The following is a 25,782-nucleotide window of genomic DNA, read 5'->3' as shown; positions in this document are numbered from 1 at the left end:
GCTCCGATCTACGCCACCCTGATCGAGGTGGAAGGCGAGGAAGGCCTGCAGCTGATCTGGTCTCGCCCCAACCGGGACTGATCGCCTCGACGAGGGCTCCGCCACAAGGCGGGGCCTTCGGCCGTGTGTGCCAGGCATGGCGTTGATGTTGGAGGTGTAAGTCCTTTGCGGGCCGGCTGAACGGAACCGCTAGCCAAGGGCAACTGCGTCGCCGCGAGGCGGGGTGGGGAGGAAGCCGGAGGCAAAACTCGGAGCTGACGAACAGGAACCGGATATAAGGCCGGTGCGAGGGGGTAACCGGGCCACTGGACCGGGATGCCCGATATTCAGACAGACATGCGCACAGGTAAATCCGGCGGCGCCGAGTGAAGGATCAACGTCTTACCCTGGGAGATCTCCCGGCCTCTCCGGACGATCCGGAGTACGGCGGCAGCGATGTCGGCGGATGGGCCGGGAGAAGTCAGCAGAAGCCATAGTAGCCTGGGCGACCGGGTGAAGGGCTGAATCCGGTAATCAAGGAGCAAGACTGGGTTCATTCGATGGGTGTGGAGCGGCAGCAAGGCAGCGCAAAGCAGCTGGACCTCTTTGACGAGGCCCAGAAGGCATCGCTGCGCCACGGCGTATCTGGCAAAGGCGGAACCGGCGCTGGGACGATCGAGGAGCGGCAAACACCCACGGCACGGGCCGAGACCCTCGCCTTGACGCGTAACATGATGGAGCAGGCGGCCAGTTCGGCCAATCTGAACCAGGCCTATAAGCGGGTGAAAGCGAACAAGGGCGCGCCGGGGGTGGACGGGATGACCGTCGCCGATCTGCGTGGCTGGATTGCGGATAACCGTGAAGGGCTGATCGTCTCGCTGCTTGACGGCAGCTACCGTCCGCAACCCGGTGCGCGGGGTGGAAATCCCCAAGCCCGGGGGAAAGGGAGTGCGCCAACTGGGCATTCCGACGGTGGTGGACCGGCTGGTGCAGCAGGCGATACTGCAAGTCCTGGAACCGCTGTTCGATCCGACATTCTCGGACTCGAGCTATGGATTCCGTCCGGGGCGTAGTGCGCACGACGCGCTGCGTCAGGCCCGGGAGTATGTGTCTGAAGGGCATCAGATCGTCGTCGATCTCGATTTGGAGAAGTTCTTCGATCGAGTGAACCACGACGTAACGATGTCACGACTGGCACGGCGCATTGGCGACAAACGCCTGCTCGGCATTATCCGCCGCTTCTTGCAAGCGGGTATGCTGGCAAATGGCGTACACGTCGAACGGCAGGAAGGAACCCCGCAAGGGGGTCCTCTCTCGCCGCTGATCAGCAATCTTCTGCTGGACGACCTCGACAAGGAGCTCGAGCGCCGGGGTCACCGGTTCTGCCGCTATGCCGACGATTGCAACATCTATGTGCGGTCACAGGCAGCGGGGGAGCGCGTCATGACCTCGGTGACTGCCTTTCTGGAAGGCGAGCTGCGGCTCCGTGTCAACCGGCAAAAGAGTGCGGTCGCGCCGGTCGGGGAACGCAAGTTCCTCGGCTACCGTCTCAGCAATACAGGCTCGCTTGGCATTGCGCCGGAGAGCCTTGCGCGCATGAAGGACCGCCTGCGCCAGATCATGCGTCGGAACCGGGGGACATCCCTGGAAAAGATGATCGCGCAAGTGAGCGCCTTCACCACGGGATGGGTAACGTACTTCCGGCATGCACGAGCCAGTTCGGTTCTGCGCGACCTCGACGGGTGGGTCCGTCGCAAGCTGCGCTGCGCCAGGCTCAAGCAATGCAAACGCACCATGGCGGTCGCCACTTTCCTCCGGAAATGTGGCGTGCCGGAATGGCGCGCATGGAGGCTGGCGCTGTCCGGAAAAGGATGGTGGCGAATGGCCGGCAGCCCGCAGGCTGCAGAAGCCATGACCATCGCATGGCTCGATCAGCAAGGGCTGGTCAGCCTCGCAAAACATCATGCCGCGTTGAACATTGCCGGAAACCGCCGTGGTACGTAGAACGTATGCCCGGTGGTGTGAGAGGGGGGAACCGTGAGGAACCCCCCCTACTCGATTCCCAAACGAACGCCGGCAGGCGAAAGGAGTCAGCGTGACGAAGCGATGGTTGCGGAGGAGGGGCTTGAGCCCCGTCTTTCGGTCGCTTCCTCTGGTTGCGGCTCAGTCGTTGTGAGGGCGTCCTTGATCGCCTTGGCCGGCGTGAAGGTCACCTATTCGGTTTCAGGCGAAGAGGCTTCAAGCGCCAGCACATCCAGCCCCTCAATCTCTTGCATCACTTTTCCAGCGATACCCTGCAAGTCACCATACATGCCGACGGTCGACTCGATCACCCCTTGGATCTGCGCCTCGCGCTTGGCCCACAGGCGTGTTGTGGCCTTGCGTTCCTTGGCGAGGTCCTCCTGCATATCGGAGAATTTCTCCACGATCGCCTCGACGCGGTGGCGGAACCGCGGACCGGTCAGATAGCCGTAGACTTGTTCCATTTTGGTGGCCTGGCCGTCCTGGGCGAGTCGGGAGTTCGCCAGCTCGATCAGGGATTGTCGAAGCAGGATAGCGATCGGGATCGCACATTTGGGATGGGCGACATAGACTCCGTCTACAAGATCGAAGGTTTCCACGCCGGGAGGCAACGCTTCCGAGACCATCAGCGCGATATCCGCTTTCGCGGCTCGTTGATCTCCTCTGAGCTTCCCAAGCCAGCCCTGGCTCCAGTTCTTGGTGCGTTTCGATTCCCATAAAATGGCGCCGCATGGCTGGCCGGCCGGTCCGACCACGCGGTGCAGGACATCTCCGCCGAACTCGCCCTTGGCGACCGGTTCGATGGTGTCCATCGGGAATCGGCTGGCAATGAGAGACTCCAACTCAAGCTCGAGGACCTCGCCCTGCAACTGCTGGGAGCCCTGTTCCGCCCGGCGCTTCAGCTCCTCGATCTGGCGCTGCATGCCGGCGATCTGTTCTTCCTTCTCCGCAACCTTCATTTTGAGGCCGTCTTCGGCTTCGGACCTCGCCTTTACGCGAACGGCGTCCAATCCTTCCTGGATCTTCCTTTCGATGATCAGCGCCATCTCTCGCTTTTCATCGTCAAGCGCACGCTGCTTTTTCAGGAATTCCGCCTGTTGCTGCTGGGCCTCGGCGAGCTTTTCGTCGCGCGCCTTCAACGTCGCTTCCAGCTCGGCAAGCTTGTTATCCCTGTCCTCCAGGTCTCCCGAAAGCAGTAATTTTGCCTTGCGCGCTTCCTCGACCGCGATTGCGGCACGCTCAAGCTTGATTCGCTCAGCCACCTGGTTGCCGATGTCCTCTTTGGCGGCGTCGATGGCGGCCCGCTCGCGTTTAAGCTCCTCCTCCCGATCTGCCATTGACGCGTTGCTCTGCGCCAAGCGCCGTTCATACTCCTCGCGGGTGGCGGCAATCAGCGGCGCCGCAAGCGACTCGTTGAGCTTGATGTCTGTTTTGCAGCTCGGGCAGCTGATCGTCGGTTCATTGAGAATCCTGAGCTGGACAGTCATTGGCGGGCTGACTCTCTGAGGGCTGATGTAGTCCCAGACTATATATTATCGACCGCTTTTGGAAAAGAACAAATAGTGAACTCTAGTGCATCCCCCAGCGTGCGGACGGAACGGCAATTTCGTCGTCGAATTGAGCAGTCTGCATCGGCTCGAGCCAAACATCCTACGATCGGGGCAAGTTCGATCGCCATGAAGCCAGGGATGGCCTCAGCAAAGGTTCAAAGCCGGATTCTCCCGGATCGCCTTCGAGCCGCGGTTCGACACGACGGGCCAGACGGTTCACTTCGCCCGCAAACGGAACGGTGAATTAACCGTCTTCTACGAATGACTGTTTCTCTTTTGCGACCTGATCGGCATTCCGCGGGAACGTGACCCGAGAATGAAATCAAACACCGCTTGAGGCTGACCCAGCATTGTCGCCTGCAAGGCTGCCGGAATCCTTGCTGCGGCTTCGGCCTGTTCGGCAAGTACTGTGAGTGACATGCCGAGCGCACGCTCGATGGCGCGATCCGGCGCGTTCATCAACCGACGAAGGAGCGCCGCGGCGCGTCCAGCATGACGCACCGCCGCCGCATGCTTGCCCTCGCGGATCTTCACGCCGGCCGCCGATAACAGGATCAATCCCTTGAAGAGCATCCGAAGCGGAGCGCCTCGATCTGCAACCTGCCAAAGACCTTCCCAAGCCTCATGGGCTTCCCAGTAATAACCATGATTGAAGAGGTCGATACCCCAGAGGAACATGTCCGAGTCAAGTGACGCCTCTTCAGCAATCTGAATTGCTTCGCAGTGATAGCTGTGTCCTGCAGGGTCGCGCACAGGATGCGGCTGCCGGCCGGGAAGATACGCATAGGACGGAAAGCTCTTTTCCGGTAGCCAGCGCGGGCGCAACGTCGAACCAGTAGCCATCAAAGACGAATAGTGTCACTTGGCAATTAATTACGATAGAGGCGATTTGGCCGCGACGGGCGGACCCGCAGGCCGGTCGCCCCTCGTCCGGTACTGCGGACCCCACTTGCGGGTTGTCTCCAGGCAGTCTCATGCGCCTGCGCGTCTGCCGTCCAGCGCAGCTTGAAAAGATGCTCCCAACCGAGCGGCGTCAGACGGCCGGCCTTGTGACTACAGCGCCGACGCACAGCACGGCCGTACCGCGCGGCAACTTCGAGCGGCGAGCTTCCGCTAACGCCCACATTTCTCCGCTATTGCGGCGATGCATTCCTCGAGACGCTCCAGGCGGAATTTCGCAATACGAAGTTCATTCCCGGCTTCGAAACGTCGATGGCGTCCCTGAGGTGTGGTCGCCATGAGGTTGCGCTCCAGTTCGGCAATGTGCGCACGCACCTGTCGGGCATCGTCCTGACGCAATGCCTTGATCCACCCACGCCCGCGCATCACTCTTCCTGCCAGCACCCCGAAAGTCATGCGGAGTTATGCCACCGAGATCCTAATTTGCGGCAAGCCGAAACACTCGAAATTTAACTTCCGCTAATGCGAAGGAGACGAAACAGTCCGGCAAGATAGTCAAGGAAGCGGACACGATTATCCGAGGCGGCTATCGTCAAGCCAATAAGGCCGAGCCCGAACCGGAAACCGACCGGATATGTGCCCGGAGCGCGTCACGACGCGAAACATCGACCGGGGGATGCGGACGAGACATCCGTGTCCGGTCGAATCCCTCCAAGAGAAAACGCTCGATGCGAAGGTGGCTCAAGCGGTCGCCTTTCGCGGTTGGCTGAACGTATTGTCAGGGCGGGGCAGACCGAAATGGTCTCTTAGCGTTGCCCCATCATAGTCGTGCCGGAAAAGTCCGCGCCTGCGCAAGATCGGCACAACCTCGTCGGCGAATACGTCGAACCCGCCCTGCAGATAGGGCGGCATGACATTGAAACCATCCGCCGCACCGTTGTCGAACCATTCCTGGATATTGTCGGCGATCTGTTCGGGCGTCCCGGCCTGGACCCAATGCCCGCGCGCGCCGGCGAGACGGTGGAGCAACTGGCGGATGGTCGGATTCTCGCGCTCGATGATGTCGAGTACGACGTGGAAGCGGCTGCTCGCACCGCGCTCGCCCTCGACACTGATGAGCTCGCGCGGAAATGGCCCGTCCAGATCGTAGCTGGAAAGGTCGGCGTCTACGATGCGGCGTAGCTGATCGAGAGAATATTCCGGCTGCGTCAGCTCGTTGAACTCGTCATGCAGTGCGCGGGCTTCAGCCTTGGTTGAACCGATGAAGGGACTGATGCCGGGCAACACCTTGACGTGGTCGGGGTTTCGGCCAACCGACTTCACGCGCGCCTTGATGTCGGCATAAAATTCCCGCGCGTTGCCGAGTGTCTGATGTGCTGTGAATATCGCCTCGGCATAGCGGCTTGCGAACGACCGTCCATCTTGCGACGAACCCGCCTGGACATAGACCGGCCGCCCCTGCGGCGAGCGCGGAAGCGTCAGCGGTCCCTTCACACGATGATATTTGCCGATGTGGTTGATTGGGTGGATCTTGTCGGTGTCGGCAAAAATTCCAGATTCCCGGTCCGCGACGAGCGCGTCGTCCTCCCAGCTGTCCCAGAGCTTCGTCACCACATCAACGAATTCGCCGGCGCGCTCGTAACGGTCGGCGTGGGTCGGATGTCGATCAAAGCCGAAATTCAACGCTGCCGACCCATCGCCCGTGGTGACGATGTTCCAACCGGCGCGGCCGCCGCTCAGATGATCGACAGAAGCAAACAGCCGGGCCAGGTTGTAGGGTTCGTTGTAGGTGGTCGAGGCGGTCGCGATGAAGCCTATTCTTTGAGTCACCGCGGCGAGCGCCGAAATCCATGTCAGCGGCTCCAGCCTGAAGCGGCTCGCGTAGCGGATGTTGTCGGCGAGCGCGGGCCCATCGGCGAAGAACAGCGCGTCGAACTTGCTCGCCTCGGCCTTTTTCGCCAGTTCCTGGTAATAAGCGATGTCCAGCACTCTCTCAGGGGCGGAATCCTTGTAGCGCCAGCCGGCTTCATGATGGCCGCCGGGATAGATGAAAAGGTTGAGGTTCAACTGTCGTGTTTCGGCAGGCATATTGTTGGTCCTCCTGGGGGTGACACTGAGCGGCAAGTCCTGGGACGCTCAGACGGGCAGCACAGGCCTTGTCTCGACGCCGAGATGACGCAGAAGTTCGGAGCGGATCTCGCCGAACCGGCGGTTGCCATGATCGCGTGGCGTGGGGACATCGATGACGATGTCGGCGGCGATCGCGCCATTATCGAGCACCAAAACCCGGTCCGCCAGCGTCACGGCTTCGTCCACGTCATGGGTGACCAGCAGGACGGCCGGCTGGTGACGGGCACACAGCTGGCGCAGCAGATCGTGCATGCGCAGGCGGGTCAGCGCGTCGAGTGCGCCGAACGGCTCATCCGCCAGCAGCAACTCAGGATCACGAACCAGCGAGCGCGCCAATGCCACGCGCTGCTGCTCGCCACCAGAGAGTTCGACCGGCCATGCGGTCTCGCGGCCGCTTAAGCCAACCTCTTCGAGAGCTATCCGTGCGCGTTCGGCGGCGTCCGGTAAGTCGAGACCGAGAACCACATTCTCCAGCACTCGTTTCCATGGCAACAGTCGGGCATCCTGGAACACCACAGATTTCTTATCGGGTGTTTCGAGTCGCCCTGACCCGGAGACTTTGTCATCGAGATCGGCGAGCGCGCGCAACAGCGTACTCTTGCCCGACCCGCTACGGCCGAGAAGGGCGACGAACTCTCCCTTCTCGATGTCGAGACTGAGGCCGTCGAGGACGGTTCGCGGCCCGAAACGCCTCACCAGGCTCTCGACCCGCACCACGGGCGCGCCGCTCAATCCGCCAAGGTGCGACGCCATGACAGGGACCTTTCCTGGAAGAAGCGGACGATGCCGTCGGATGCGAGACCGAGCAACGCGTAGACGGCGAGACCGACGATGACGATGTCAGTCTGGCCATAGTTGCGTGCGAGATCGATCATGTAGCCGATGCCGCTCGTGGCATTGACCTGTTCGACCACCACCAGAGACAGCCAAGCATAGGTTACCGCGAAACGCAGGCCAAGGAAGAAGCCCGGAAGGGCGCCCGGCAGGATGACCTGGCGGATGAATTCGCCGTAGCCCATTCGGAGGGTCTGGGCCAGTTCAACATATCGGCTGTCTATGCCGCGCAAGCTGCTGTGGGTCTGGATATAGATCGGGATCAGGACAGCCAGCGCGATGGTCGTCACCTTCATGCCCTCGCCGATGCCGAACCACAGCATCAGCAGCGGGATCAGAGCCAGCGTCGGTATGGCCCGTTTGATCTGAACGGGGCCGTCGATGATGGCCTCGCCCAACCGCGACAACCCTGAAATGAGAGCAAGCGTGGTTCCGATCAGGACGCCGAAGACCAGCCCCTGTGCTGCCCGCCAGGCAGACGTTATGAAATGATCCTGGAGCTTCCCTGTGGCGATGAGATCGATGGCAGTGCCGACAACCGACCAAGGCGCCGGCAGCGTTCGTAGATCGATAAAACCGGCGACGCTGCCGATGGACCAGATCACGAGAAGCAGTGCGGGCCCGATCATCGCGCCAAACGGGATCGCCCGTCCGAGGGCGAGGCGGCGCCTCGTTCCCGCCTTGCGAGCCTGTTCAGCGGGCGCAATCAACCCCCTTTCGTAAGGGATAGGGCGTGCAACTGCGGCGGTATGTGAGATTGCGTTCATCTGCGTCGTCTCCAGTGCTGGGAAGCAGGTCGTCAGGACGCGTTCAGCGCATTTGCGGCGATCGTCTCGAAGCGCCTGTCGAAAAGATCCTCGGCCTGGATACGAGGCTTGTTCAGCTCTTTGGCCAGGAGATCGATCGTCGCTTGCTGGCGCACGATCACATCGTTCCAGTCGGATGGAATGTCAAACCGTCCGTCGGCTTCGACGAGATACTGGCCATCTTCGCTGTTGAGGCCCTGGGTGGCGACGTAGTAGCCCTCGATCCACTCTTTCGGGTGCTGCTCTACCCATCGGGCCGCAAGTGCCCAATAGCGCACATATTCGCCGAGAGCGGCAGCCTTGGCCGGGTCGTCGAGCACGGCCTGCGGGGCGTAAAGATGGTCTGGATCATCACGCAAGCCGTGCGGGATGGTGGTGGCGCCGTCCGCCCCATACTGGCGCAGATAGCGCTTGACGAGGACGCCCCAGATCGGCGCCACATCGACTTGCTTGCTAGCAAGTGCCACCGGATACGCATCGCCTTTGCTGGGCAGTTCGATGAGATTTACATCCTCCTTGTTCAGGCCGACGGCCTGCAGGACCCTCAGCACCAGCGCGCCTTGCGCCTGACCAGGGCTGAAGGCGATCCGTTTGCCGCGCAAATCCGCGAGCGTCTTGACCTCGACGCCCGGCGCAATGCCGAGTTGATAAATCGGGTGTGAAACCGGATCCCTGCGGAACTTCGCAGCAATGATCTTGACCTTGAGCCCAGTCCAGGTCGCGTGGATGGGCGGAATGTCGGCGACCGATCCGACGTCCAATGCATCGGCGCGAAAAGCTTCGATTGTCTGCGGACCGCCGCTGATGTTGGCCCATTCAACCTTGAAGGGTAGCTGGTCGATCAGACCCGAGAGTTCCAGTGCCCTTTGCGTCTCCGGATCGCCGATACGAAGCACAGTGCCCTCCGGGATTTTGGTCGGCAGTTTACCCGTGTCCGGACTGCCCGCCTCGGCCCTGAAAGCGGAGGAAGAAGCGACCAAGGTTACCGCCAAAGCGGCGACCAATGCACCAAACTTCCTTCTCGAAAACTTCCCAGCCAACATCATCGTCTCTCTCTCTCCAATTGATAAGGCCCAAGCTCATCTGATTATGTCTATCAATTTCGTAGACTATAAAGTACCGGATGCTGTTCTTTGCCGCCGGAAGGAAAAGCTGTTCGCCTGCAATGCTCATTTTGGGCACACGTCGTTCACAAAGCTTCGGACTGCGAAGCAGCACCTCGGCGAGGAAACATCCCCACCAAAGCTCATCCAGAAGCTTCATGCCTGGACCGTATCGAGCCGATGCCTGGGGGCTGTTGACGACAGAGCTGGCACCGGCGCGCCGACCGGACCCGAGCTTGCAGATCGTGACGGCCGTGAACGCATTGCCGCATAGGACCGCGCACGCTGGTATCACAGTGACAGTTCAACTGTGATCATTAGGCGGTCGAGATAAAAATGGCGCCTGTACGACTAGGACACAAATAATGCGGCAGAATCTGACCCGTCGGTGGGGCAGGTTCTTCTGTTCGTCAGTAACGATCGGATAGGGGATCGATTGCACCGACCAGCCAGAGACGCCAAAGCTTGTGCCTCGGGGAGGGGCTGGAGGGAGTTCGTCAGGCCGGTCTGGTGAGAACGCGATCAGCTTCATCGGCGACCGGCGTCTCGCGCATGAAGCTTCACCGCGGACGTTGGTGGAAACGGGAGAGGAGACAGGTCTGACCGAAAAAAACCCGTCGGACGAATCCGACGGGCACTGGAGAGGCAGATTCGGACAGCTCAGGCGGCGAGAACGGCCTTCGGCTCGACCAGCTCGTAACCGAGCGCTTCGGCCACTGCGCGATTCGTGATCTTGCCCTTGTGGACGTTCAGCCCGTTGCGCAGATGGTGGTCGTCTACCAGCGCCTTGAGGCCCTTGTCGGCGAGCTGCAGGCCATAGTGCAGCGTCGCATTGTTGAGCGCGTGGGCCGAGGTGACCGGCACCGCACCCGGCATGTTGGCGACGCAATAATGGATGATGCCGTCGACTTCATAGGTCGGCTCGGCATGGGTGGTGGCGTGCGATGTCTCGAAACAACCGCCCTGGTCGATGGCGACGTCGACCAGCACGGCGCCTTTCTTCATGCCCGACAGCATTTCGCGCGTCACCAGCTTGGGCGCTGCTGCCCCCGGGATCAGCACGGCGCCGACGACTATGTCAGCCGAAAAACATTCTTCCTCCAGCGCCTCGACGGTCGAGTAGCGGGTGTGAACGCGGCCGCCAAAGATGTCGTCGAGCTGACGCAGGCGCGGGATCGAGCGGTCAATGATGGTGACGTCGGCGCCAAGCCCTGCCGCCATCCGTGCAGCATGCAGGCCGACGACGCCGCCGCCGAGCACAGTTACCTTGCCGGGGAGCACGCCGGGCACGCCGCCAAGCAGAACGCCGCGGCCGCCATTGGCCTTTTGCAGCGCCGTGGCGCCCGCCTGGATCGACAGGCGGCCGGCAACTTCCGACATCGGCGCCAAGAGCGGCAGGCCGCCGCGCTCGTCGGTGACGGTCTCGTAAGCTATTGCGGTCACGCCGGCGGCCAGCAGACCCTTGGTCTGCTCCGGATCCGGAGCAAGATGCAGATAGGTATAGAGGATCTGGCCGTCGCGGAGCTGAACCCATTCGTTGGGCTGCGGCTCCTTGACCTTCACGATCATGTCAGACTTGGCAAAAACGTCGGCGGCCGTTTTGGCAATCGTGGCGCCGGCGGCGCGATACGCGTTGTCATCGGCGCCGATGCCGGCGCCGGCGCCGGTCTCGATCAGCACTTCATGGCCATGCGCGACATATTCACGGACCGAACCCGGTGTCAGGCCGACGCGGTATTCATGGTTCTTGATTTCCCGGGGGCAACCGACGCGCATCTTTTTCTCCTGATCCCGCCCTTTTGGGCTCACTCCCTGTCTAGTGTAGTGAACCATGAATCGTTGCGCAGGTGTTTGCGAATGCGCTTGCGCGGGATCGCGCGTTTCGATAATCGTTGCGAGAAATCGCAGGATTTTCGCACGTCACGAAAATGCCGCTGGACAGGATCGATATCGCCATTCTCGAGGCTTTGCAGAAGGATGGCGGACATCTTGCGATGCGCGGACATAGCGTGGATATCGTGATTGTGGGGCCGCGATTGGATTGATCGAGGCAAAGTCAATTTCGTCCGGCTGCATTCTTTTGGAGCCTCTTGAAAGCAAACAGCTTGCCTTCACGCACGCTGTCTTCAAGTGATCTCGCGTTCGCCAGATGCGCCGCAATCGCGCTGGCCAACATGCAGCCCGTCCCGCGCATCGATACGGAAAGTCGCGGTGTGTCAAAGCGGATTGGTTCTTGATCAAAGTGCAACAGAATATCGGTCGATCGGGGTCCCGCCGCGTGGCCGCCCTTGATCAGCAGGGCCTGCATCCCGGCTGCCAGCAATTCCTGGCCTTGCCACACTGCGCCGCCTTCATCCACCGCTGGCTCTAAGCCAACAAGAAGCGCCAGCTCCATGAGATTGGGCGTGACGAGGCGGCAAAGGGGCATCAGGTCGCATTTCATGACGGCGACGGCCCTTGCGTCCAGCAGCGCCTGGCCTGACGTCGAGGCCAGCACCGGGTCGAGTATTGCCGGCACCTGTAGATTTTCGCGCAGCACGCCGGCAATGGCAACGACGATCTCAGCCGTTGCGAGCATGCCGATCTTAATTGCCGCCACCTTGTTGGCCTGCAGCGCGGCGCGCATCTGATCGGCCACAAGATCGGGCTGCGAAGGATGGATTTTCATCACGGCTTCGTGCGTCTGCACCGTCAGCGCTGTGACGGCCAGGCAGGTGCGCACGCCAATGGAAGAGATCGTCTCGATATCGCGTGCAATTCCAGCCCCACCGCTGGAGTCTGATCCGCCGACCACGAGCACATGCGGTTCTCGCCTCAGCGCCATGGCTTTGTCTTTTCGATCCATTCTCGCGTGCGCGCTTCGGGATCGGCATTCAACGTGATGTCGGTGACCACCGCCGCGCTGTCCACACCAGCCGCGAAAACACCGTCGAGCCGGTCGGGGTTGAGGCCGCCAATGGCGACCAATGGGATCGGCGCCACCCGATGCTTCCACGCGCTGATCCGCGCGAGCCCTTGCGGCGCCCATTTCATCTGCTTCAGGACGGTGGGATAGATGGGGCCGAGCGCGATATAGTCGGGCTCGGCAGCGATGGCCGTTTCCAGTTCTAGATGATCGTGCGTGGAAAGCCCGAGCTTCAATCCGGCGTACTTAATCGCCAGCAGGTCGGCCGCAGCCAAATCCTCCTGGCCGAGATGGACGAAGTCGCAGCCTTCCTCAATTGCCGTGCGCCAATAGTCGTTGACGATCAGTTGGCAACCATGGACCGCGCAGACGCCGTTCGCGCGGCGGATTTCCGTCCGCAGCGTGGCCTCGTCCCTAACCTTGATGCGCAACTGAACCAGCTTGACGCCAAGCGGCACCAGGCGTTCGATCCAGGCGGCGCTGTCGACGATCAGGTAGAACGGATCGAGCTTCATGAGAAAACCGCCCTGCCGAATGTTGGTGTCGATGACACCGCGACGTCGCGGGGTTCGAGCATCCCCGAGCTGAAAGCTTCTCGACCGGCGTCGACCGCCTTGCCGAACGCACGCGCCATGCCGACCGGATCGGCCGCCTTGGCGACCGCTGTGTTCAGGAGCACGGCATCAAAGCCGAACTCCATGACTGTTGCCGCGTGCGATGGCCGTCCGAGACCAGCATCCACGATCAGCGGGACATCAGGGAAATGTCCGCGCATCGAGCGCAGCGCCATGATGTTGACCGGCCCGAGGGCGGAACCGATCGGTGCGCACCAGGGCATCAAGACCTTGCAGCCCGCCGCAAGCAGCCGCTCGGCGACGACAAGGTCGTCGGTAGTATACGGGAACACCGCAAAACCGTCCTCGCACAGGATGCGGGCGGCTTGGAGCAGACCGAACACGTCCGGCTGCAGCGTGTCGTGATTGCCGATCACTTCGAGCTTGATCCAGGGCGTGCCGAAGACTTCGCGCGCCATTTGTGCGGTCGTGACCGCTTCCTTGACGGAGTGGCAGCCAGCAGTGTTGGGCAGGATTCTGACACCAAGCGACCGGATCAACGACCAGAATTTTTCGCCAGCCCTGCCGCCTGCGATTTCACGGCGCAACGAGACGGTCACCACCGAGGTGCCCGATGCCCTGACTGCATCGGCAAGGATGGCCGGCGAAGGATATTGGGCCGTGCCGAGAAGCAGGCGGGAGGGAAGCGTCGTCCCGAGAAGATCGAACATGCTAGCCTCCCTGCATGGGCGAGAGGATTTCGATCCGGTCGCCGTCGTTCAATTGGAATTCCGCCCGGCTGGCTTTGTGCACGAGGTCGTTGTTGACGGCGGTCGCGAGCCAATCGCCCTCATAGTCAAGCGCGGCAAGCAGCTCGGCCAGCGTGGTGGCGGCAACCTCATGCTGTTTGCCGTTGACCATCAGTTTCATGAGCAAGCTCCTTGGTTCTGTCTTGACTGAAAACCAGCTTGGCAGCCTGGCGCGCCATGGCGGGCGCAAGGAGAAAGCCGTGACGATAAAGCCCGTTGATCGCGATGATCTCACCCTTCGTTTCGGCGCGCGGCAAATTGTCGGGAAAGGCTGGACGGACGCCGACACCGGTTTCAACAATCCCGGCCTCGCCAAAGGCCGGATGGAGGGCATAGGCGGTGCCCAGCAGCTCCAACATGGAGCGCGCCGTAACCGGTCCGGCGGACTGGCTTTCAATCATCGTCGCTCCAACCATGAAACGGTGGTCGGTGCGCGGCACTGCATAGAGTGGAAAGCGCGGATGCAGCAGCCTGACCGGGCGCGACAGCGAGATGTCTGGGGTGCGCAGGATCAGCATTTCGCCGCGAACGCCACGCAACCTGTCATCGGCGGCTGCCATTCCCGTGCAATCGATCTGACGATCGAAACCAAAAACATGCTGGGCGTCGGCGCCGAAGTGGAATTCAACACCCATGGCTACGAGCTTGTCATGAAGTGCTGACATCGCCTGGCGCGGATCGAGATGGCCCTCATCGGGGAAGAGCAATCCGCGGCGGAAGCGGCCGGCTAAGTCGGGCTCCAGGAGCGCAATTTCGTCTTCATCGACACGCCGATGGCCCGACGTGCGGCTGGCGAACCGGTCGAGCTCGCCCGCATCGCGCGGCGCGGCCACGACCAGCGTTCCCCGTCGTGTTACCAAGCCGGGCGTTGCGGCGTCCCACCAGTCGGCGGCGTCGCATCCGAGATCCAGCACCGGCTGCGCGGCGCTTTCACGCTCGCACCATGGCGCGAGCATACCACCGGCGAACCACGACGCATTGCCCTCGATGGCAGGCCTTGTCTCGGCAACGGAAACCGCCGCGCCGCGTGCGGCGAGCTCGAAGGCGGCGGTGAGGCCGGCAACGCCGGCCCCTTTGACCAGCACCTTCATGATGGCTCATGCGCCTGTGGCATGGCCGGTGCGCCGGTCTCGTCCGCCGGCACGTAGAGATCGCCGCCCTCGCGGTATTTCGCCGCCATCGCCGCCATGCCCTCCTTCTGCGCCTCGGCGCGGATGTCGTGGGAAATTCGCATCGAGCAGAATTTCGGCCCGCACATCGAGCAGAAATGCGCCAGCTTGTGCGCCTCCTTGGGCAAGGTCTGATCGTGGAAGGACCGCGCGGTTTCGGGGTCGAGCGACAGGTTGAACTGGTCCTCCCAGCGGAACTCGAAGCGCGCGCGGGAAAGGGCATCATCCCTGAGTTTCGCCGCCGGATGACCCTTCGCCAGGTCGGCGGCGTGCGCGGCTATCTTGTAGGTGATGACGCCCGTCTTGACGTCGTTGCGATCGGGAAGGCCGAGATGCTCCTTGGGCGTGACGTAGCAGAGCATGGCGGTGCCGAACCAACCGATCATCGCCGCGCCGATGCCGGAGGTGATGTGGTCATAGCCCGGCGCGATGTCGGTCGTCAGCGGGCCAAGCGTATAGAACGGCGCCTCGCCGCAAACGGCGAGTTGCTTGTCCATGTTCTGCTTGATCTTGTGCATCGGCACGTGGCCAGGCCCTTCGATCATCACCTGGCAATCCTTCGCCCAGGCGATCTTCGTCAGCTCGCCAAGCGTTTCCAGCTCGGCGAACTGCGCCGCATCGTTGGCATCGGCGATCGAGCCGGGACGAAGGCCGTCGCCGAGCGAGAAGGAGACGTCATAGGCGCGGCAGATGTCGCAGATCTCCGCGAAATGCTCGTAGAGGAAGCTTTCCCGGTGATGGTGCAGGCACCATTTTGCCATGATCGAGCCGCCGCGCGAGACGATACCCGTGACCCGGTCAACGGTCAGCGGGATGTAATGCAGCCGCACGCCCGCATGGATGGTGAAATAGTCGACGCCCTGTTCGGCCTGCTCGATCAGCGTGTCGCGGTACACCTCCCAGGTCAGATCCTCGGCAATGCCACCAACCTTCTCGAGCGCCTGGTAGAGCGGCACCGTGCCGATCGGCACCGGCGAGTTGCGCACGATCCAGTCGCGGATGTTGTGGATGTTGCGGCCGGTCGACAGGTCCATCACCGTATCGGCGCCCCAGCGGATCGCCCAGACCATCTTTTCGACCTCTTCGGCCATCGAGGAGGTGACAGCGGAGTTGCCGATATTGGCATTGATCTTGACCAGGAAATTGCGGCCGATGATCATCGGCTCGCTCTCTGGGTGGTTAATGTTGGCGGGAATGATCGCCCGTCCGCGCGCCACCTCATCACGCACGAAATCCGGGGTGACGAAATCGGGCAGTGTCGCGCCGAAAGCCTCGCCGTCGCGCTCAAGCTTGCCGTGCAGGATCTCGCGACCAAGGTTCTCGCGAATGGCGACGAACTCCATTTCGGGTGTGATGATGCCGGCGCGCGCATAGGCAAGCTGCGTCACCGCCTTGCCTGCTTTGGCCTTGAGCGGCCGGTGGCGAATGGGAAATTCCGGCGTCAGGCGTTCGCCCGTCGCGAATCCGTTGTCCTCCGGCCGGACATGGCGGCCGTCATAGGCCTCGACATCGCCGCGCGCCGTAATCCATTCGTGGCGAAGTCGGGCCAGGCCTTTTTCGATGCTGGTTTCGACAGCCGGGTCGGTATAGGGGCCCGACGGATCGTAGACGGTAACGGGCGGCTCGCCGGCTGTCGGATGGACAGAGATTTCGCGCATCGGCACCCTGAGCTGCGGGTGGATGGTACCGGATTTGTGGATTTTGCGTGAGGCAGGCAGCGGTCCCGTCGAGACGGCGGGGGTGAGGACATTCATCGTGAGGCTCCTTTGCTCGTTGCATTGGAGACCCAGCTCTGTGCCGGAAGGATGAAAAGACGCTTCTAGCGACCTGCCGAAACAGGACCTCGGGCGTAAACTCCCGCAAAGCGCTTGCACCGTCCCTACGCCAGTATGAACTGGATCAGGTTCAACGGGTCACTGCGCCGCGAATGCCAGCAGTATCTCAGCCCCTTGCCGGGACTCCCCTGGTGAATGCCTCAGGTTGGACGGGCCGGCTCCGGTTTGTCAAGCGCATTTGGGCCGTGGCGACGGCTGGCGGCCAATCAAATCGGGCGGAAGGGCTCGCCATGGGTCGCGGAGAAGTTACCGCGGGGCAGGTGTGGCAAAAGCCGCATTTTCCTCGTCAAACTTGATGTGACATTGACGTCGACGGAACTGCTTGTTCAATGATCTTAAGCCGGCAAACTACTTCGGAGATTTTCACGAAATTCTCGAAAATTACTATAGCAGGTGGCCCGAACGAAGTGCTCCGCAACCGGGAGAGGCCGCCTCGGCCAGGCGCATTCCAGCTACCAGCACTGCGCGGGCTAGACGCCCCTTTTGTTGCCCCAGAGCAGAATATGAAGCTGCGGCAGGACGCGCGCCTCAAACCATCTGTCACGGAGTCACCGTTTCCACCAACCATTCCATGCGTTTCATTATGCCGTCCAGGTCAATGAGCGCTTCTTCGTCATAACGGCGCGGCGGTGTGTTGCCGGGCTGCAGATACACAGGCAGTTGCGGATAACGCGCGGCGGCATCCTTGGCATAGGCGTAGTCTCTTTTCGTCGAACACCACGAGCTTGAGCACGATTTGCGGCTTATCCCTCGCCGCCTCGACGCACGCCTCGAACGCAGCCCAATCGGTCGTCATTTCGCTCGATGGCGGCTTTGGGCTTAGAATCAGGGCATCAAGCTCGGCAAACCAGTCCCTGGCCACGGAACCTTGGGTTTCCGACGCAAAGCGGTAGCCGTTCCGATGTCCGTGTTCGATCAACGCGCCGAGCGGCTGGATGGCCCGATTGCCGCCTGATAGCGACACCATTATTGGTCGGCCACCCGAAGCGCATTGACCTCTTGCCGGATCGCGTCTGTGGACATGGTCTTCCATTCATGGCGGAAGCGATTGTCCACGGCATGCAGGCTGTCGCACCAGGAACAGCGATAATCGCATCCGCCCGTTCGAACGAACACCGTCGGCAAGCCGACAAGCATGCCTTCACCATGGATGGTCGGGCCGAAGATCTCGCTCACTTGGATTCCGGGATCCAGCGTGCAGGTCATGGCCGGTATTCCGCCCAGGTTTTCGGTGTCTCGCTCACCCGCGCAGCGGAGGTTTCGGGTAGCCTCACCTTGCACCAGTCGTAGAGGGGGGCGATTTCGCAAGGGAGCGTTGCGTTTTTCGTTATCTTCGAATTTGGGACCCCTTGGTTTCCCAATTTTGCGGTCAAAATTTACCTTTTCCGAATTGTTCGGTGCTAGGGGACCAACACGCAGCGACTACTCTAGGGCGGGGGAGTGACAGAGTGATGCAGCGTCTGTCTACCGCAAGGTTCGGTGACCTTCTGGCGGGAGATCTGCGGGCTTTTGGCGGACCCTCGACAATTGAACCGCTTGCCGGCCGAATACGAGCGGAGCAGGTCAGTATCGTGCTTCGCAACACGCCTCTTGGCATGGTTGCGAACATACTCAATGCGGCCACTTTTGTTATGGCGGTTTGGGGCTCGCCCGACCAAACGAAAGCCGTCCTCTGGGCGAGTGTTATCATCGTCGCCGCTGGGTTCGTAGGCCTAAGAGCGAGATCATCGTTTCAGTCAGTCAAACCAAGGTCAGTGTCTCGCCGGACAACGCAAAACCTGGTGCGGAACGCGTTCTTGTTCGGCACCTGGTGGGGAGCACTTCCCGTTCTGTTCTTCAGCGGGGCAACAAGCGCAGCCCAGGTCGTCATTACCTGCCTGAGCGCGGGGATGATCGCAGGCGGTGCCGCTTCTTTTTCCACGATTCCTATTGCGGCCATCGCGTATACGCTACCGATCTTCCTCGGTTCGGCGGTTGCGATTGTGGGGGCGGGAGACGCGGTCAATCTGCCCGTCGCAATCCTGATAGTGAGTTACGCCATCACGCTGTTTCGTGCAGTGCTTGCCCACGCAGTCGAATTCACCCAACGCTTCATTCTGCAAGCGGAAAGCGAAAGTGCCATTCGCAGGGATGTTCTAACGAGTTTGCCGAACCGGTTCAGCTTCAATGAGCGGTTGGAGAACGCGTTGGTGGACGCAAAGCAGTTTGACCAGCACTTTGCGTTACTTTTGTTCGATCTTAACAATTTCGACGAGGTGAATGACCGCTTTGGCCGACCAATGGCGGATGCCCTTTTGGTCGAAGTGGCTGCGAGACTTCGGAAATCGACGCGGGAGAGCGATAGCATCGCGAGATTGGAGGGGGATGAATTTGCAATAATCGCTACGCGCGATATCAGGCCAGATCAAATCAGGTCCTTAGCCAAACAGATTATAGATGGCATGCGCGCCCCTTTCTTGATCGAAGGACGCGAAATATATTGCAAGGCCTCTCTCGGTATCGCTCGGGCGCCCACGGACGGTTTGGATACCAACCAACTCCTGCGGTGCGTCGACACCGCGCTATACAGGGCTAAGACGCTGGCGGGGTCCATCCAGTTCTTCAGCCCATGCGACGATGAAGCTGCTGCAAGGCGCCATGCCCTTGAACGCGATCTGGCTTCTGCGCTGGCCAATGACCAGCTTTCGCTCGCATTTCAACCCTTTCTCGATCTCGCGATCGATCGCATTCGAGGTTTTGAAGCCCTGCTGCGGTGGCAGCATCCGACCCTTGGCGCGATCCCTCCGTCGGAGTTCATAACCATCGCTGAAGAAACGGGTTTGATTCACTCCATCGGATACTGGGTCATCAAAACGGCTTGTTTGGCGGCTGCGCGCTGGCCGCGCGACTTGCGGGTCTCCGTCAATTTGTCGGTAGTGCAGCTTAAGAACAAGGCCTTGCTGGATGGAATTGAAGTGGCCTTGGCTGAAGCCGGGTTGGAGCCCCGAAGACTGGAGGTCGAGATCACAGAAACTGTGCTGATTTCGAATTTTCAAGAAACGATTTCATTATTACAATCGTTAGTTTCGCTATCCGTCACAGTTGCTCTTGACGATTTTGGCACCGGCTATTCGTCACTCACTTACCTTCGTAAACTGCCTCTTTCGCGGCTCAAGATCGACCGATCTTTTGTCCAAGATATGCTGACTGATGCCGACTGCGGCGCGATTGTAAGATCACTGGTTGAGTTGGCGCACGAGCTTCGAATCGAGGTAACAGCCGAAGGCGTAGAAACTCCCGAACAGCTCGACTTTCTGCGCCGCGTCAGATGCGATGAAGCTCAAGGCTATTTGATCGGGAAACCTGTCCGGATAGACGACATTCCTGGCATTGCTGAGAAGCCGTGTAGTCAGAAGCTAAGTCCTTGAATTGCAGGACTGGCACTTTGGCGGCGATGGTCGGGTTGGGCATGCATGCCGCCTGGCCCCCGCCGGATTCGAACACGCCGAAGCGGCCGCCGAGGATCAACTGGCTGGTCGACCTCGTCTCCGGCTTCCGTTCCGCGCGCTCGGAGATGAACGTGCCGCCGGCGGCGATAGCGCCGCTTCTCGTGGTCGGCGCCAACGATTTGACACGCGAAAGGCTGGTTCGCCAGGACTCGGCGATGAAGCGGCTGGCGCGCGTCGGCGACATCTCGCTCGCCGACGCGGCACCCAAGGGTGTGCTCGACGAGGCGACCATCTGCCTTGCTCTCGGGAGCCTGATCGACGTGTCTGCTGAAAAGGCGCGTCTCGAGAAGGCGATTGCAAACACCGAGCAGGAGACCGCTCGTATTTGCGGCAAGCTTTCGAACGAAAAGTTCGTTGCCAACGCGAAACCGGATGTGGTCGCCGCCGAACGTGAGCGTCTCGGCGAACTGGAGGGACAAAATGCCAGCCTCAAGGTTGCATTGGCCCGGATCTGCGAAGCGGCCTGAGGAAGACTTCAAACTCAGGCTCGGCACGCGGCGATAGTCGCGTGCTGTTGGGTCCCAGGCTCCGCAAGCAGAAACAAGCAGTTTTCCTTCGTTTGTCATGGACAGTTCGACACGGCAGCTTCAATCCTGGAGCAGTCGATGTGTCCTCTGCAGTCCTGTTTTATAGACAACTCGCGGCGGCTTGGCTGTCGATGCTCTTCAAGGCGGGGCCGATCGATCGCACTCGCAGCCTATTGTTCTTCTCCGCCATTGACCATCGAATCTTGGTGGATCGTCCGCCTCCGCCCCGCACCATTTGAGCGCGATAGGTAAGCGATCGCTGATGCCCAGATATGTGCCGGCCGGGCTTCAATGACGGGGATGGCGAAAAACTGAGTGCTCGGGCTTGCGGGCCGAGCTTGTCGGCCGCTCGATGGAAAGTGTCATCTGAGGCGGGGACTCTGCCGCGTGCAGCTGGAAGACTCGTTCGTCCAGTTCCTTGTCTACTTCCGTGAGACGATGGTTTAACCGAAGGTAGTCCGTCCAGGTCGGCGTGCGGAACGTTTCTGTCCATTGCATAGGCTTCTGAAGGTTGCGCTGGAGCGTCCAGTTCCGAGCACCGACGCGGCTGTGTACATGACGCCGCTGCCGCATGAGGTCGAGGAAGGCCTCGAGATTTTTCTCGGCTATCAGATATTCGATCTTGACCACGATCGGGCCGCTTCTCGGCTTCAAACTGAGAGCGACAGCTGGGGCATTGAATTCGCCCAAAGGATCGGGCTCGGAGTCGCGGCGCTCTCGAAGAGGAAACAGAACGCCGGCTGCGGCGACGAGCAACAGGGCTCCAGCGGAGCCCTCCAGCGCCCAGGTCAGCGAATGGTTCTGGGAAACGGTGCCCCACACCCAGCTGCCGGCCGCTATGCCGCCGTCTATCAATGCATAGTAGATGGAGATCGTGCGCCCCACGACCCAGCGCGGGCTTGCCAGCTGCACGCTCACGCCAACCCCGGACCAGGCGGTGACCCAACCCGCGCCGCCCAAAGCAAGTGCAATTGCCGCCACCGCAATCGAAGACGTCAGTGCCAGGGAAAGCGAGCACGCCGCGCAGGCGACGCAGGAGAGCCTCATCAGCTTTTCTTGCGACAAGCTCCGTCTGAACAGGCTGTTGGAGATGCCAGCGAAGACGGCGCCGGTCCCGAAGCCGGCCATGAGCGCGCCATAGGCGAGCGGTCCTCCTCCCAACTGATCGCGGACAACCACCGGCAGCAGCGCGAGTATGGCGATGCTCGCCAAGCCAAAGAGGGTACCGCGCGCGATCGCCGCCTTGATTTCCGATGACATCGCCGTGAAGCGCAGCCCGTCATAGATCGCCGTCCTCATCGACTCGCGTGGAAGAGGCGAAGAACGAACCTTCCACTTGCAGCGCCATATGGTGGCCAGAGGGACCAGGTAGGTGAGCGTGGTCACGGCGAAAGCCGTCATAAGCCCAAACGAAGCAACCACGATGCCGCCGAGTGCCGGGCCCACGGTCCTTACAGTGTTGAAACCGACGGAGAGCAAGGTGACGGCCGCGGGAACATCGCGTCGGTTCACGATATCGCCGACAGACGCTTGCCAGGCTGGATCGTTGAGAGCGCCACCAGATGCGATCAAAAAGCTGAAGCCGAGGATCATCCACGGATTGACAAAGCCCAGCGCCACGGACGCGGTCAGCATCGCGGAGGCAATCACCATAAGGCAGCGACCGGCGAACATGACCCGGCGCCGGCTGAAATTGTCGGCGAGAACTCCGGCGAACACGGATAGAATGAAAGCGGGGAGGTTCGATGAAGCCTGCACCAACGCAACCATCAGATCGGAAGTCGAGATCGTTGCCATCAGCCAGCTGATGGCAACAGTCTGCATCAACCAGCCGAGAGAAGAGACCTGGGTGGCGAGCCAGATCGAACGAAAGGTCGGCTGCATGAGGGGCGCAAACGTCGTCGGCGCAGCCAAATCTTCAACTGATCCAGCTACTCTACTCATTTTTTGCGAGCCTTTGCTTTCCGTTATCGGCCGTTTCGCATGTAATCTCGACTGAACCGTGGCGGCTGGCAACATTGAGAGAAACTGTTTTGCTTCCGACGAATGCGGCCACAGTTCCTTCTGACCAGTGTTTTGCGGCCGAGACGCAGGCCCGAGCCGGCTCACCCCGGCTTCGAAGACATCACCTCGGTGGAGCCCGGATTCTTGCTTGTCGTTTGACGCAGCATGCTTCATCAACGGGCACTTTGCCGAGCGATGCCTTTTCGCGAGACGCGCCATGTTCTTTCGTTGAAAACTCACTCATCAGCGGCGTTCGATGCGCTGAGTGTGGCTTGGGGAGAGTGAGGCTTGCAGATCTTTGACAGGATCGATTCCCTGATAGACGCAGACGATTGCCGGGCCGCGATCGAAGAGGCGCGCGCCTTGCTACTTCAGCTTGAACAAAGGTCTGATGCGCTCACACATGCGATCGACGACTTTCTGCTCGATCTCATGACATTGGCTTTCATTGTTGAATGTTACGGACGCGGCTTTGATCTTTTGGCGCGAACGCTTGCCCGTAGAAGACTGGCAAAGGTCAGGCTTTTGTCGGAAGGAGTCGATTCCGCCAGGGGGAAATGACACCCAAAGGCTGATGGCTGAAGCGGCGATCGCGCCGCGTTCCAATCAACGACGTTCCGACCGCCAAAAAATAGGGCCATCGGAAAACCGAGGCTCTTTAGGCGTGAAGGTTTAAACCTCCAGAGGGGAACAGCTGACACGATGGAATGGGAGGAGACCATCGCGTGCCTCGGTGTTGCCTTAGGGGCTAAAAGTTGTGCAATGCGCAAATACATTTTTGCAATGCAGCTGTGCAAGAACGGTGAGGATCCTCTCTCAGCTCCAAAATTTGCGCTTGGAATGTTCGTGCTGATCGCAGGGTGCTGAGAATGGACCGAAGGAGGTCCGGCAGACGGATCTGGAGACCTCCCTGACTGGCTGGTCGACGACTGATCATCGAAGCCCGTGCTCAACGGTGGTTCCCCTAAAAGCAATAGATGAGAAAAGCAGGAAGACCCCCTGATGCGGCCGGGCCAACCGCGGTCGTCACGAATGTTGGTCCTGCTCCGGTCCTCGTTCCGCTAAACGGCTTCGCCGTCCTCCACTAACGTTGCGGCCCTCAAGCGACGTGTCCCTTCCTTCCGATTGATCTTCAGCGGGTTCGCGGACCTGCGGTCCTGCGCTGTCGGACCTCGTGACGGCCGCGATTGGCGCGGCCTCGAATGGAGGTTCGGCAAATGGACAGGAAGAGCAACAAATCCCGCGTCGATATCTACGCGAAGATCACCGACCGCATCGTCGCGGATCTGGAAAAAGGCGTGCGACCGTGGGTGAAGCCGTGGAGCGCGGCGAACACCACGGGGCGTATCACGCGCCCGTTGCGTCACAATGGATTGCCATATCAGGGGATCAATACCCTGCTTCTCTGGTCGGAGGCGGTTTCGAGGGGTTTCGTTTCCCCGACTTGGATGACTTTCAAGCAGAGCGTCGAGCTGGGCGGTCATGTCCGCAAAGGCGAGACCGGCTCGATGGTTGTCTATGCCAGTCGCATCGTACGCACCGAAACCGATGCCCAAGGCGAAGAGGTCGAGCGCGGGATCGCGTTCCTCAAGGCCTATACGGTGTTTTGTGCCGACCAGATAGAAGGCTTGCCCGCGCAGTATTACGGCAATCCCGCGCCCGTATCCGATCCGGTGGAACGAATCGAACACGCGGATGTCTTTTTCGCAAATACCGGAGCCGTCATCCGCCACGGTGGCGACAGGGCGTATTTCAATCCGGCTCTTGATATTGTGCAAATGCCGCCGTTCGAGAGTTTCCGCGACGGGCCCAGCTACTATGCGACCCTGGGACATGAAATGACCCATTGGGTCGGGTCGGAAAAGCGGCTTGATCGCAACCTCTCCCGTTATCACAAGGATCGCTCGTTCAGAGCCCATGAAGAGCTGGTCGCCGACCTTGGCGGCTGCTTTTTAGCAGCTGACCTCGGCATCGTGCCAGAGCTCGAGCCGCGGGCTGATCATGCCAGCTACCTGGCAAGCTGGCTCGAAATTCTCAGGAACGAGAAGCGATTCATCTTTGCCGCAGCGGCCCATGCCCAGCGTGCGGTCAACTATCTGCATGATCTCCAGCCGAATGCGACGCAGATCGCGGAGGCTGCATGATGCTGCATTCTCCGATCCATGTCGGGGGTGGCGCCGAGCCATCCCCCATCCGCCTACGTGTGCTCAGCCTCGGGGCAGGGGTCCAATCCACCACGCTCGCGCTGATGGCCGCTCATGGGCATTTCGGCTCATTGGATTGTGCAATCTTCGCCGATACCGGCTGGGAGCCTGCCTCGGTCTACGAGCATCTGCGCTGGCTGATGTCGCCGAACGTTCTGCCGTTTCCCGTGCATATCGTGTCGGCCCTCAATCTTCGGGAGAGCCTGATTGCCGCTGGCGAAGGCAAGAGATGGGCGTCGATCCCGGCTTTCACCCGAACCGTCGACCGCCGCGGTAATATCTCGATCGGCATGATAAGGCGACAATGCACCACCACGAGCAAGATCGACCCGATCCGCCGCAAGGTGCGGGAACTGGCTGGTCTCACGCACAAACGCTCCCCGACATATCCCGTCGTTCACCAGTGGCTGGGAATCTCGATGGACGAGGCTGTGCGCATGAAGCCGAGCCGGGCAGCCTGGCAACTTAACCGCTTCCCCCTCTTCGAGAGCCGCATGACCCGGAAGGATTGTCTCGAGTGGCTGAAAAGCCATGGCTATCCGACACCGCCGAAGAGCGCATGCATCGGCTGCCCCTACCACAGTGACGCCATATGGCGATCCATGCGCAATAACGACCGCGCGGCGTGGGACGATGCCGTGGACGATCCGTACCGGCCTGCGGGGCATACGCGGCGAGGTCTTCCTGCATCGCTCCGGCGTTCCCCTCGAGGAAGTCGATTTGTCTACAGCGGCCGACCACGGCCAGCTCGACCTCTGGCCGAATGAATGCGAGGGCATGTGCGGTCTTTGATCGTCCCGCCTGGCACACGTCGCTGGCTTCAGCACACCGGCGCCCTGCCGCCCGCTGAAGACCCAGCCGTGGCACCGGTCAGTTCGGGTAGGCCCCAGCGGGCCGAGCCAGATCAGCCGGCCCGTGCCGACGTCCAGCCCGAGAGGCGTATTTCCATGGCCGTGTACGCGG

The 25,782-nt window shown here is 60.9% G+C and carries 23 protein-coding genes, 4 pseudogenes and 1 riboswitch; of the genes and pseudogenes, 9 read left to right on the top strand and 18 right to left on the bottom strand.

Features of this window, described 5'->3' with window-relative positions:
* The 3 genes and pseudogenes from NKH78_RS31945 to ltrA all read left to right on the top strand — a co-directional run.
* Positions 1 to 81 (top strand): annotated as a pseudogene (locus NKH78_RS31945) (DUF736 domain-containing protein); the annotation flags it as partial.
* 458 nt (positions 82 to 539) lie between these two features.
* On the top strand, positions 540 to 1,052 hold the full coding sequence (locus NKH78_RS31940; RefSeq protein WP_352885127.1) for a hypothetical protein: 513 nt from the start codon (positions 540 to 542) through the stop codon (positions 1,050 to 1,052).
* Positions 937 to 1,983, top strand: a complete 1,047-nt coding sequence (gene ltrA, locus NKH78_RS31935; RefSeq protein ID WP_352885133.1) for a group II intron reverse transcriptase/maturase — start codon at positions 937 to 939, stop codon at positions 1,981 to 1,983. Before NKH78_RS31940 ends, ltrA begins: the two co-directional genes overlap by 116 nt.
* 209 nt (positions 1,984 to 2,192) lie before the next feature.
* Here the strand turns inward: ltrA and NKH78_RS31930 are convergent, their stop codons facing one another.
* The 7 genes from NKH78_RS31930 to NKH78_RS31900 all read right to left on the bottom strand — a co-directional run bounded on the left by NKH78_RS31930 (position 2,193) and on the right by NKH78_RS31900 (position 9,264).
* Positions 2,193 to 3,488, bottom strand: coding sequence for a DUF2130 domain-containing protein (locus NKH78_RS31930; protein ID WP_352885125.1), 1,296 nt, complete (start codon positions 3,486 to 3,488; stop codon positions 2,193 to 2,195).
* 318 nt (positions 3,489 to 3,806) lie between these two features.
* Complete coding sequence (locus tag NKH78_RS31925) at positions 3,807 to 4,394, bottom strand: DUF309 domain-containing protein (RefSeq protein ID WP_352885123.1); 588 nt, start codon at positions 4,392 to 4,394, stop codon at positions 3,807 to 3,809.
* A 270-nt stretch (positions 4,395 to 4,664) separates the two neighbouring features.
* On the bottom strand, positions 4,665 to 4,907 hold the full coding sequence (locus NKH78_RS31920; RefSeq protein WP_352885122.1) for a hypothetical protein: 243 nt from the start codon (positions 4,905 to 4,907) through the stop codon (positions 4,665 to 4,667).
* Between the two features lie 285 nt (positions 4,908 to 5,192).
* Entirely contained in the window at positions 5,193 to 6,539 is a 1,347-nt protein-coding gene (locus NKH78_RS31915) for an LLM class flavin-dependent oxidoreductase (RefSeq protein ID WP_352885120.1), read from the bottom strand.
* Between the two features lie 48 nt (positions 6,540 to 6,587).
* A complete protein-coding gene (locus NKH78_RS31910; protein WP_352885118.1) occupies positions 6,588 to 7,334 on the bottom strand; it encodes an ABC transporter ATP-binding protein in 747 nt (248 codons plus the stop codon).
* Entirely contained in the window at positions 7,310 to 8,182 is an 873-nt protein-coding gene (locus NKH78_RS31905) for an ABC transporter permease (RefSeq protein WP_352885116.1), read from the bottom strand. The genes NKH78_RS31910 and NKH78_RS31905 overlap by 25 nt, the downstream gene beginning before the upstream one ends.
* 32 nt (positions 8,183 to 8,214) lie before the next feature.
* Positions 8,215 to 9,264, bottom strand: coding sequence for an ABC transporter substrate-binding protein (locus NKH78_RS31900; protein WP_502899888.1), 1,050 nt, complete (start codon positions 9,262 to 9,264; stop codon positions 8,215 to 8,217).
* Between NKH78_RS31900 and NKH78_RS31895 the strand changes: the two genes are divergently transcribed.
* Complete coding sequence (locus tag NKH78_RS31895; protein WP_352885135.1) at positions 9,152 to 9,598, top strand: hypothetical protein; 447 nt, start codon at positions 9,152 to 9,154, stop codon at positions 9,596 to 9,598. The genes NKH78_RS31900 and NKH78_RS31895 overlap by 113 nt on opposite strands.
* Positions 9,599 to 9,984: 386 nt before the next feature.
* Here NKH78_RS31895 and ald read toward each other — a convergent pair whose 3' ends face one another.
* From ald to NKH78_RS31845, 10 genes and pseudogenes are all read right to left on the bottom strand, one after another.
* Positions 9,985 to 11,100: an alanine dehydrogenase gene (ald, locus tag NKH78_RS31890; protein WP_352885114.1), complete on the bottom strand. Its 1,116-nt coding sequence runs from the start codon at positions 11,098 to 11,100 to the stop codon at positions 9,985 to 9,987.
* 29 nt (positions 11,101 to 11,129) lie between these two features.
* The gene (locus NKH78_RS31885; RefSeq protein WP_352885113.1) at positions 11,130 to 11,330 is read right to left on the bottom strand and encodes a hypothetical protein; all 201 of its coding nucleotides are present in this window, start codon (positions 11,328 to 11,330) and stop codon (positions 11,130 to 11,132) included.
* A 50-nt stretch (positions 11,331 to 11,380) separates the two neighbouring features.
* Positions 11,381 to 12,148 carry a hydroxymethylpyrimidine/phosphomethylpyrimidine kinase gene (locus NKH78_RS31880; protein ID WP_352885131.1) on the bottom strand — a complete coding sequence of 256 codons (768 nt, stop codon included), beginning with the start codon at positions 12,146 to 12,148 and terminating at the stop codon, positions 11,381 to 11,383.
* Positions 12,139 to 12,744, bottom strand: a complete 606-nt coding sequence (locus NKH78_RS31875) for a thiamine phosphate synthase (RefSeq protein ID WP_352885112.1) — start codon at positions 12,742 to 12,744, stop codon at positions 12,139 to 12,141. The genes NKH78_RS31880 and NKH78_RS31875 overlap by 10 nt, the downstream gene beginning before the upstream one ends.
* On the bottom strand, positions 12,741 to 13,514 hold the full coding sequence (locus NKH78_RS31870; RefSeq protein WP_352885111.1) for a thiazole synthase: 774 nt from the start codon (positions 13,512 to 13,514) through the stop codon (positions 12,741 to 12,743). Before NKH78_RS31870 ends, NKH78_RS31875 begins: the two co-directional genes overlap by 4 nt.
* Position 13,515: 1 nt before the next feature.
* A complete protein-coding gene (gene thiS / locus NKH78_RS31865) occupies positions 13,516 to 13,713 on the bottom strand; it encodes a sulfur carrier protein ThiS (protein WP_352885109.1) in 198 nt (65 codons plus the stop codon).
* A complete protein-coding gene (thiO, locus tag NKH78_RS31860; protein WP_352885107.1) occupies positions 13,682 to 14,683 on the bottom strand; it encodes a glycine oxidase ThiO in 1,002 nt (333 codons plus the stop codon). The genes thiS and thiO overlap by 32 nt, the downstream gene beginning before the upstream one ends.
* Positions 14,680 to 16,515, bottom strand: coding sequence for a phosphomethylpyrimidine synthase ThiC (gene thiC, locus NKH78_RS31855; RefSeq protein ID WP_352885106.1), 1,836 nt, complete (start codon positions 16,513 to 16,515; stop codon positions 14,680 to 14,682). Before thiC ends, thiO begins: the two co-directional genes overlap by 4 nt.
* A 104-nt stretch (positions 16,516 to 16,619) precedes the next feature.
* Positions 16,620 to 16,736: riboswitch (TPP riboswitch) on the bottom strand.
* A gap of 330 nt (positions 16,737 to 17,066) precedes the next feature.
* Positions 17,067 to 17,802 (bottom strand): annotated as a pseudogene (queE, locus tag NKH78_RS31850) (7-carboxy-7-deazaguanine synthase QueE).
* A pseudogene (locus tag NKH78_RS31845) lies at positions 17,799 to 17,885 on the bottom strand (6-carboxytetrahydropterin synthase QueD); the annotation flags it as partial. The pseudogenes queE and NKH78_RS31845, both read right to left, overlap by 4 nt.
* Positions 17,886 to 18,047: 162 nt before the next feature.
* Here NKH78_RS31845 and NKH78_RS31840 point away from each other — a divergent pair.
* Positions 18,048 to 20,003: a putative bifunctional diguanylate cyclase/phosphodiesterase gene (locus NKH78_RS31840; protein ID WP_352885130.1), complete on the top strand. Its 1,956-nt coding sequence runs from the start codon at positions 18,048 to 18,050 to the stop codon at positions 20,001 to 20,003.
* A 44-nt stretch (positions 20,004 to 20,047) separates the two neighbouring features.
* Positions 20,048 to 20,551, top strand: a pseudogene (locus NKH78_RS31835) (valine--tRNA ligase); the annotation flags it as partial.
* A gap of 348 nt (positions 20,552 to 20,899) precedes the next feature.
* On the opposite strand, the gene NKH78_RS31830 reads toward NKH78_RS31835, so the two are convergent.
* Entirely contained in the window at positions 20,900 to 22,555 is a 1,656-nt protein-coding gene (locus NKH78_RS31830) for an MFS transporter (RefSeq protein ID WP_502899887.1), read from the bottom strand.
* A gap of 348 nt (positions 22,556 to 22,903) precedes the next feature.
* Between NKH78_RS31830 and NKH78_RS31825 the strand changes: the two genes are divergently transcribed.
* The 3 genes from NKH78_RS31825 (at position 22,904) to NKH78_RS31815 (ending at position 25,586) form a co-directional block, all read left to right on the top strand.
* Entirely contained in the window at positions 22,904 to 23,176 is a 273-nt protein-coding gene (locus NKH78_RS31825; protein WP_352885105.1) for a hypothetical protein, read from the top strand.
* A gap of 656 nt (positions 23,177 to 23,832) precedes the next feature.
* Positions 23,833 to 24,759 carry an ArdC family protein gene (locus NKH78_RS31820; RefSeq protein ID WP_352885104.1) on the top strand — a complete coding sequence of 309 codons (927 nt, stop codon included), beginning with the start codon at positions 23,833 to 23,835 and terminating at the stop codon, positions 24,757 to 24,759.
* Positions 24,756 to 25,586, top strand: a complete 831-nt coding sequence (locus NKH78_RS31815) for a hypothetical protein (RefSeq protein WP_502899886.1) — start codon at positions 24,756 to 24,758, stop codon at positions 25,584 to 25,586. Before NKH78_RS31820 ends, NKH78_RS31815 begins: the two co-directional genes overlap by 4 nt.
* Positions 25,587 to 25,782: the final 196 nt, after the last annotated feature.

This window comes from Mesorhizobium sp. M0910 (genome assembly GCF_040319465.1).
Lineage (GTDB): Bacteria > Pseudomonadota > Alphaproteobacteria > Rhizobiales > Rhizobiaceae > Mesorhizobium.
This window is presented reverse-complemented; position numbering and strand designations above follow the sequence as displayed.

What these genes read in the sequence shown, in the direction of transcription:
- NKH78_RS31940 (WP_352885127.1), top strand. Translation starts at nt 540, where the DNA reads ATGGGTGTGGAGCGGCAGCAAGGCAGCGCAAAGCAGCTGGACCTCTTT.
- NKH78_RS31930 (WP_352885125.1), bottom strand. Translation starts at nt 3,488, where the DNA reads ATGACTGTCCAGCTCAGGATTCTCAATGAACCGACGATCAGCTGCCCG.
- NKH78_RS31925 (WP_352885123.1), bottom strand. Translation starts at nt 4,394, where the DNA reads ATGGCTACTGGTTCGACGTTGCGCCCGCGCTGGCTACCGGAAAAGAGC.
- NKH78_RS31920 (WP_352885122.1), bottom strand. Translation starts at nt 4,907, where the DNA reads ATGACTTTCGGGGTGCTGGCAGGAAGAGTGATGCGCGGGCGTGGGTGG.
- NKH78_RS31915 (WP_352885120.1), bottom strand. Translation starts at nt 6,539, where the DNA reads ATGCCTGCCGAAACACGACAGTTGAACCTCAACCTTTTCATCTATCCC.
- NKH78_RS31910 (WP_352885118.1), bottom strand. Translation starts at nt 7,334, where the DNA reads ATGGCGTCGCACCTTGGCGGATTGAGCGGCGCGCCCGTGGTGCGGGTC.
- NKH78_RS31905 (WP_352885116.1), bottom strand. Translation starts at nt 8,182, where the DNA reads ATGAACGCAATCTCACATACCGCCGCAGTTGCACGCCCTATCCCTTAC.
- NKH78_RS31900 (WP_502899888.1), bottom strand. Translation starts at nt 9,264, where the DNA reads ATGTTGGCTGGGAAGTTTTCGAGAAGGAAGTTTGGTGCATTGGTCGCC.
- ald (WP_352885114.1), bottom strand. Translation starts at nt 11,100, where the DNA reads ATGCGCGTCGGTTGCCCCCGGGAAATCAAGAACCATGAATACCGCGTC.
- NKH78_RS31885 (WP_352885113.1), bottom strand. Translation starts at nt 11,330, where the DNA reads ATGTCCGCGCATCGCAAGATGTCCGCCATCCTTCTGCAAAGCCTCGAG.
- NKH78_RS31880 (WP_352885131.1), bottom strand. Translation starts at nt 12,148, where the DNA reads ATGGCGCTGAGGCGAGAACCGCATGTGCTCGTGGTCGGCGGATCAGAC.
- NKH78_RS31875 (WP_352885112.1), bottom strand. Translation starts at nt 12,744, where the DNA reads ATGAAGCTCGATCCGTTCTACCTGATCGTCGACAGCGCCGCCTGGATC.
- NKH78_RS31870 (WP_352885111.1), bottom strand. Translation starts at nt 13,514, where the DNA reads ATGTTCGATCTTCTCGGGACGACGCTTCCCTCCCGCCTGCTTCTCGGC.
- thiS (WP_352885109.1), bottom strand. Translation starts at nt 13,713, where the DNA reads ATGAAACTGATGGTCAACGGCAAACAGCATGAGGTTGCCGCCACCACG.
- thiO (WP_352885107.1), bottom strand. Translation starts at nt 14,683, where the DNA reads ATGAAGGTGCTGGTCAAAGGGGCCGGCGTTGCCGGCCTCACCGCCGCC.
- thiC (WP_352885106.1), bottom strand. Translation starts at nt 16,515, where the DNA reads ATGAATGTCCTCACCCCCGCCGTCTCGACGGGACCGCTGCCTGCCTCA.
- NKH78_RS31840 (WP_352885130.1), top strand. Translation starts at nt 18,048, where the DNA reads ATGCAGCGTCTGTCTACCGCAAGGTTCGGTGACCTTCTGGCGGGAGAT.
- NKH78_RS31830 (WP_502899887.1), bottom strand. Translation starts at nt 22,555, where the DNA reads ATGAGTAGAGTAGCTGGATCAGTTGAAGATTTGGCTGCGCCGACGACG.
- NKH78_RS31820 (WP_352885104.1), top strand. Translation starts at nt 23,833, where the DNA reads ATGGACAGGAAGAGCAACAAATCCCGCGTCGATATCTACGCGAAGATC.
- NKH78_RS31815 (WP_502899886.1), top strand. Translation starts at nt 24,756, where the DNA reads ATGATGCTGCATTCTCCGATCCATGTCGGGGGTGGCGCCGAGCCATCC.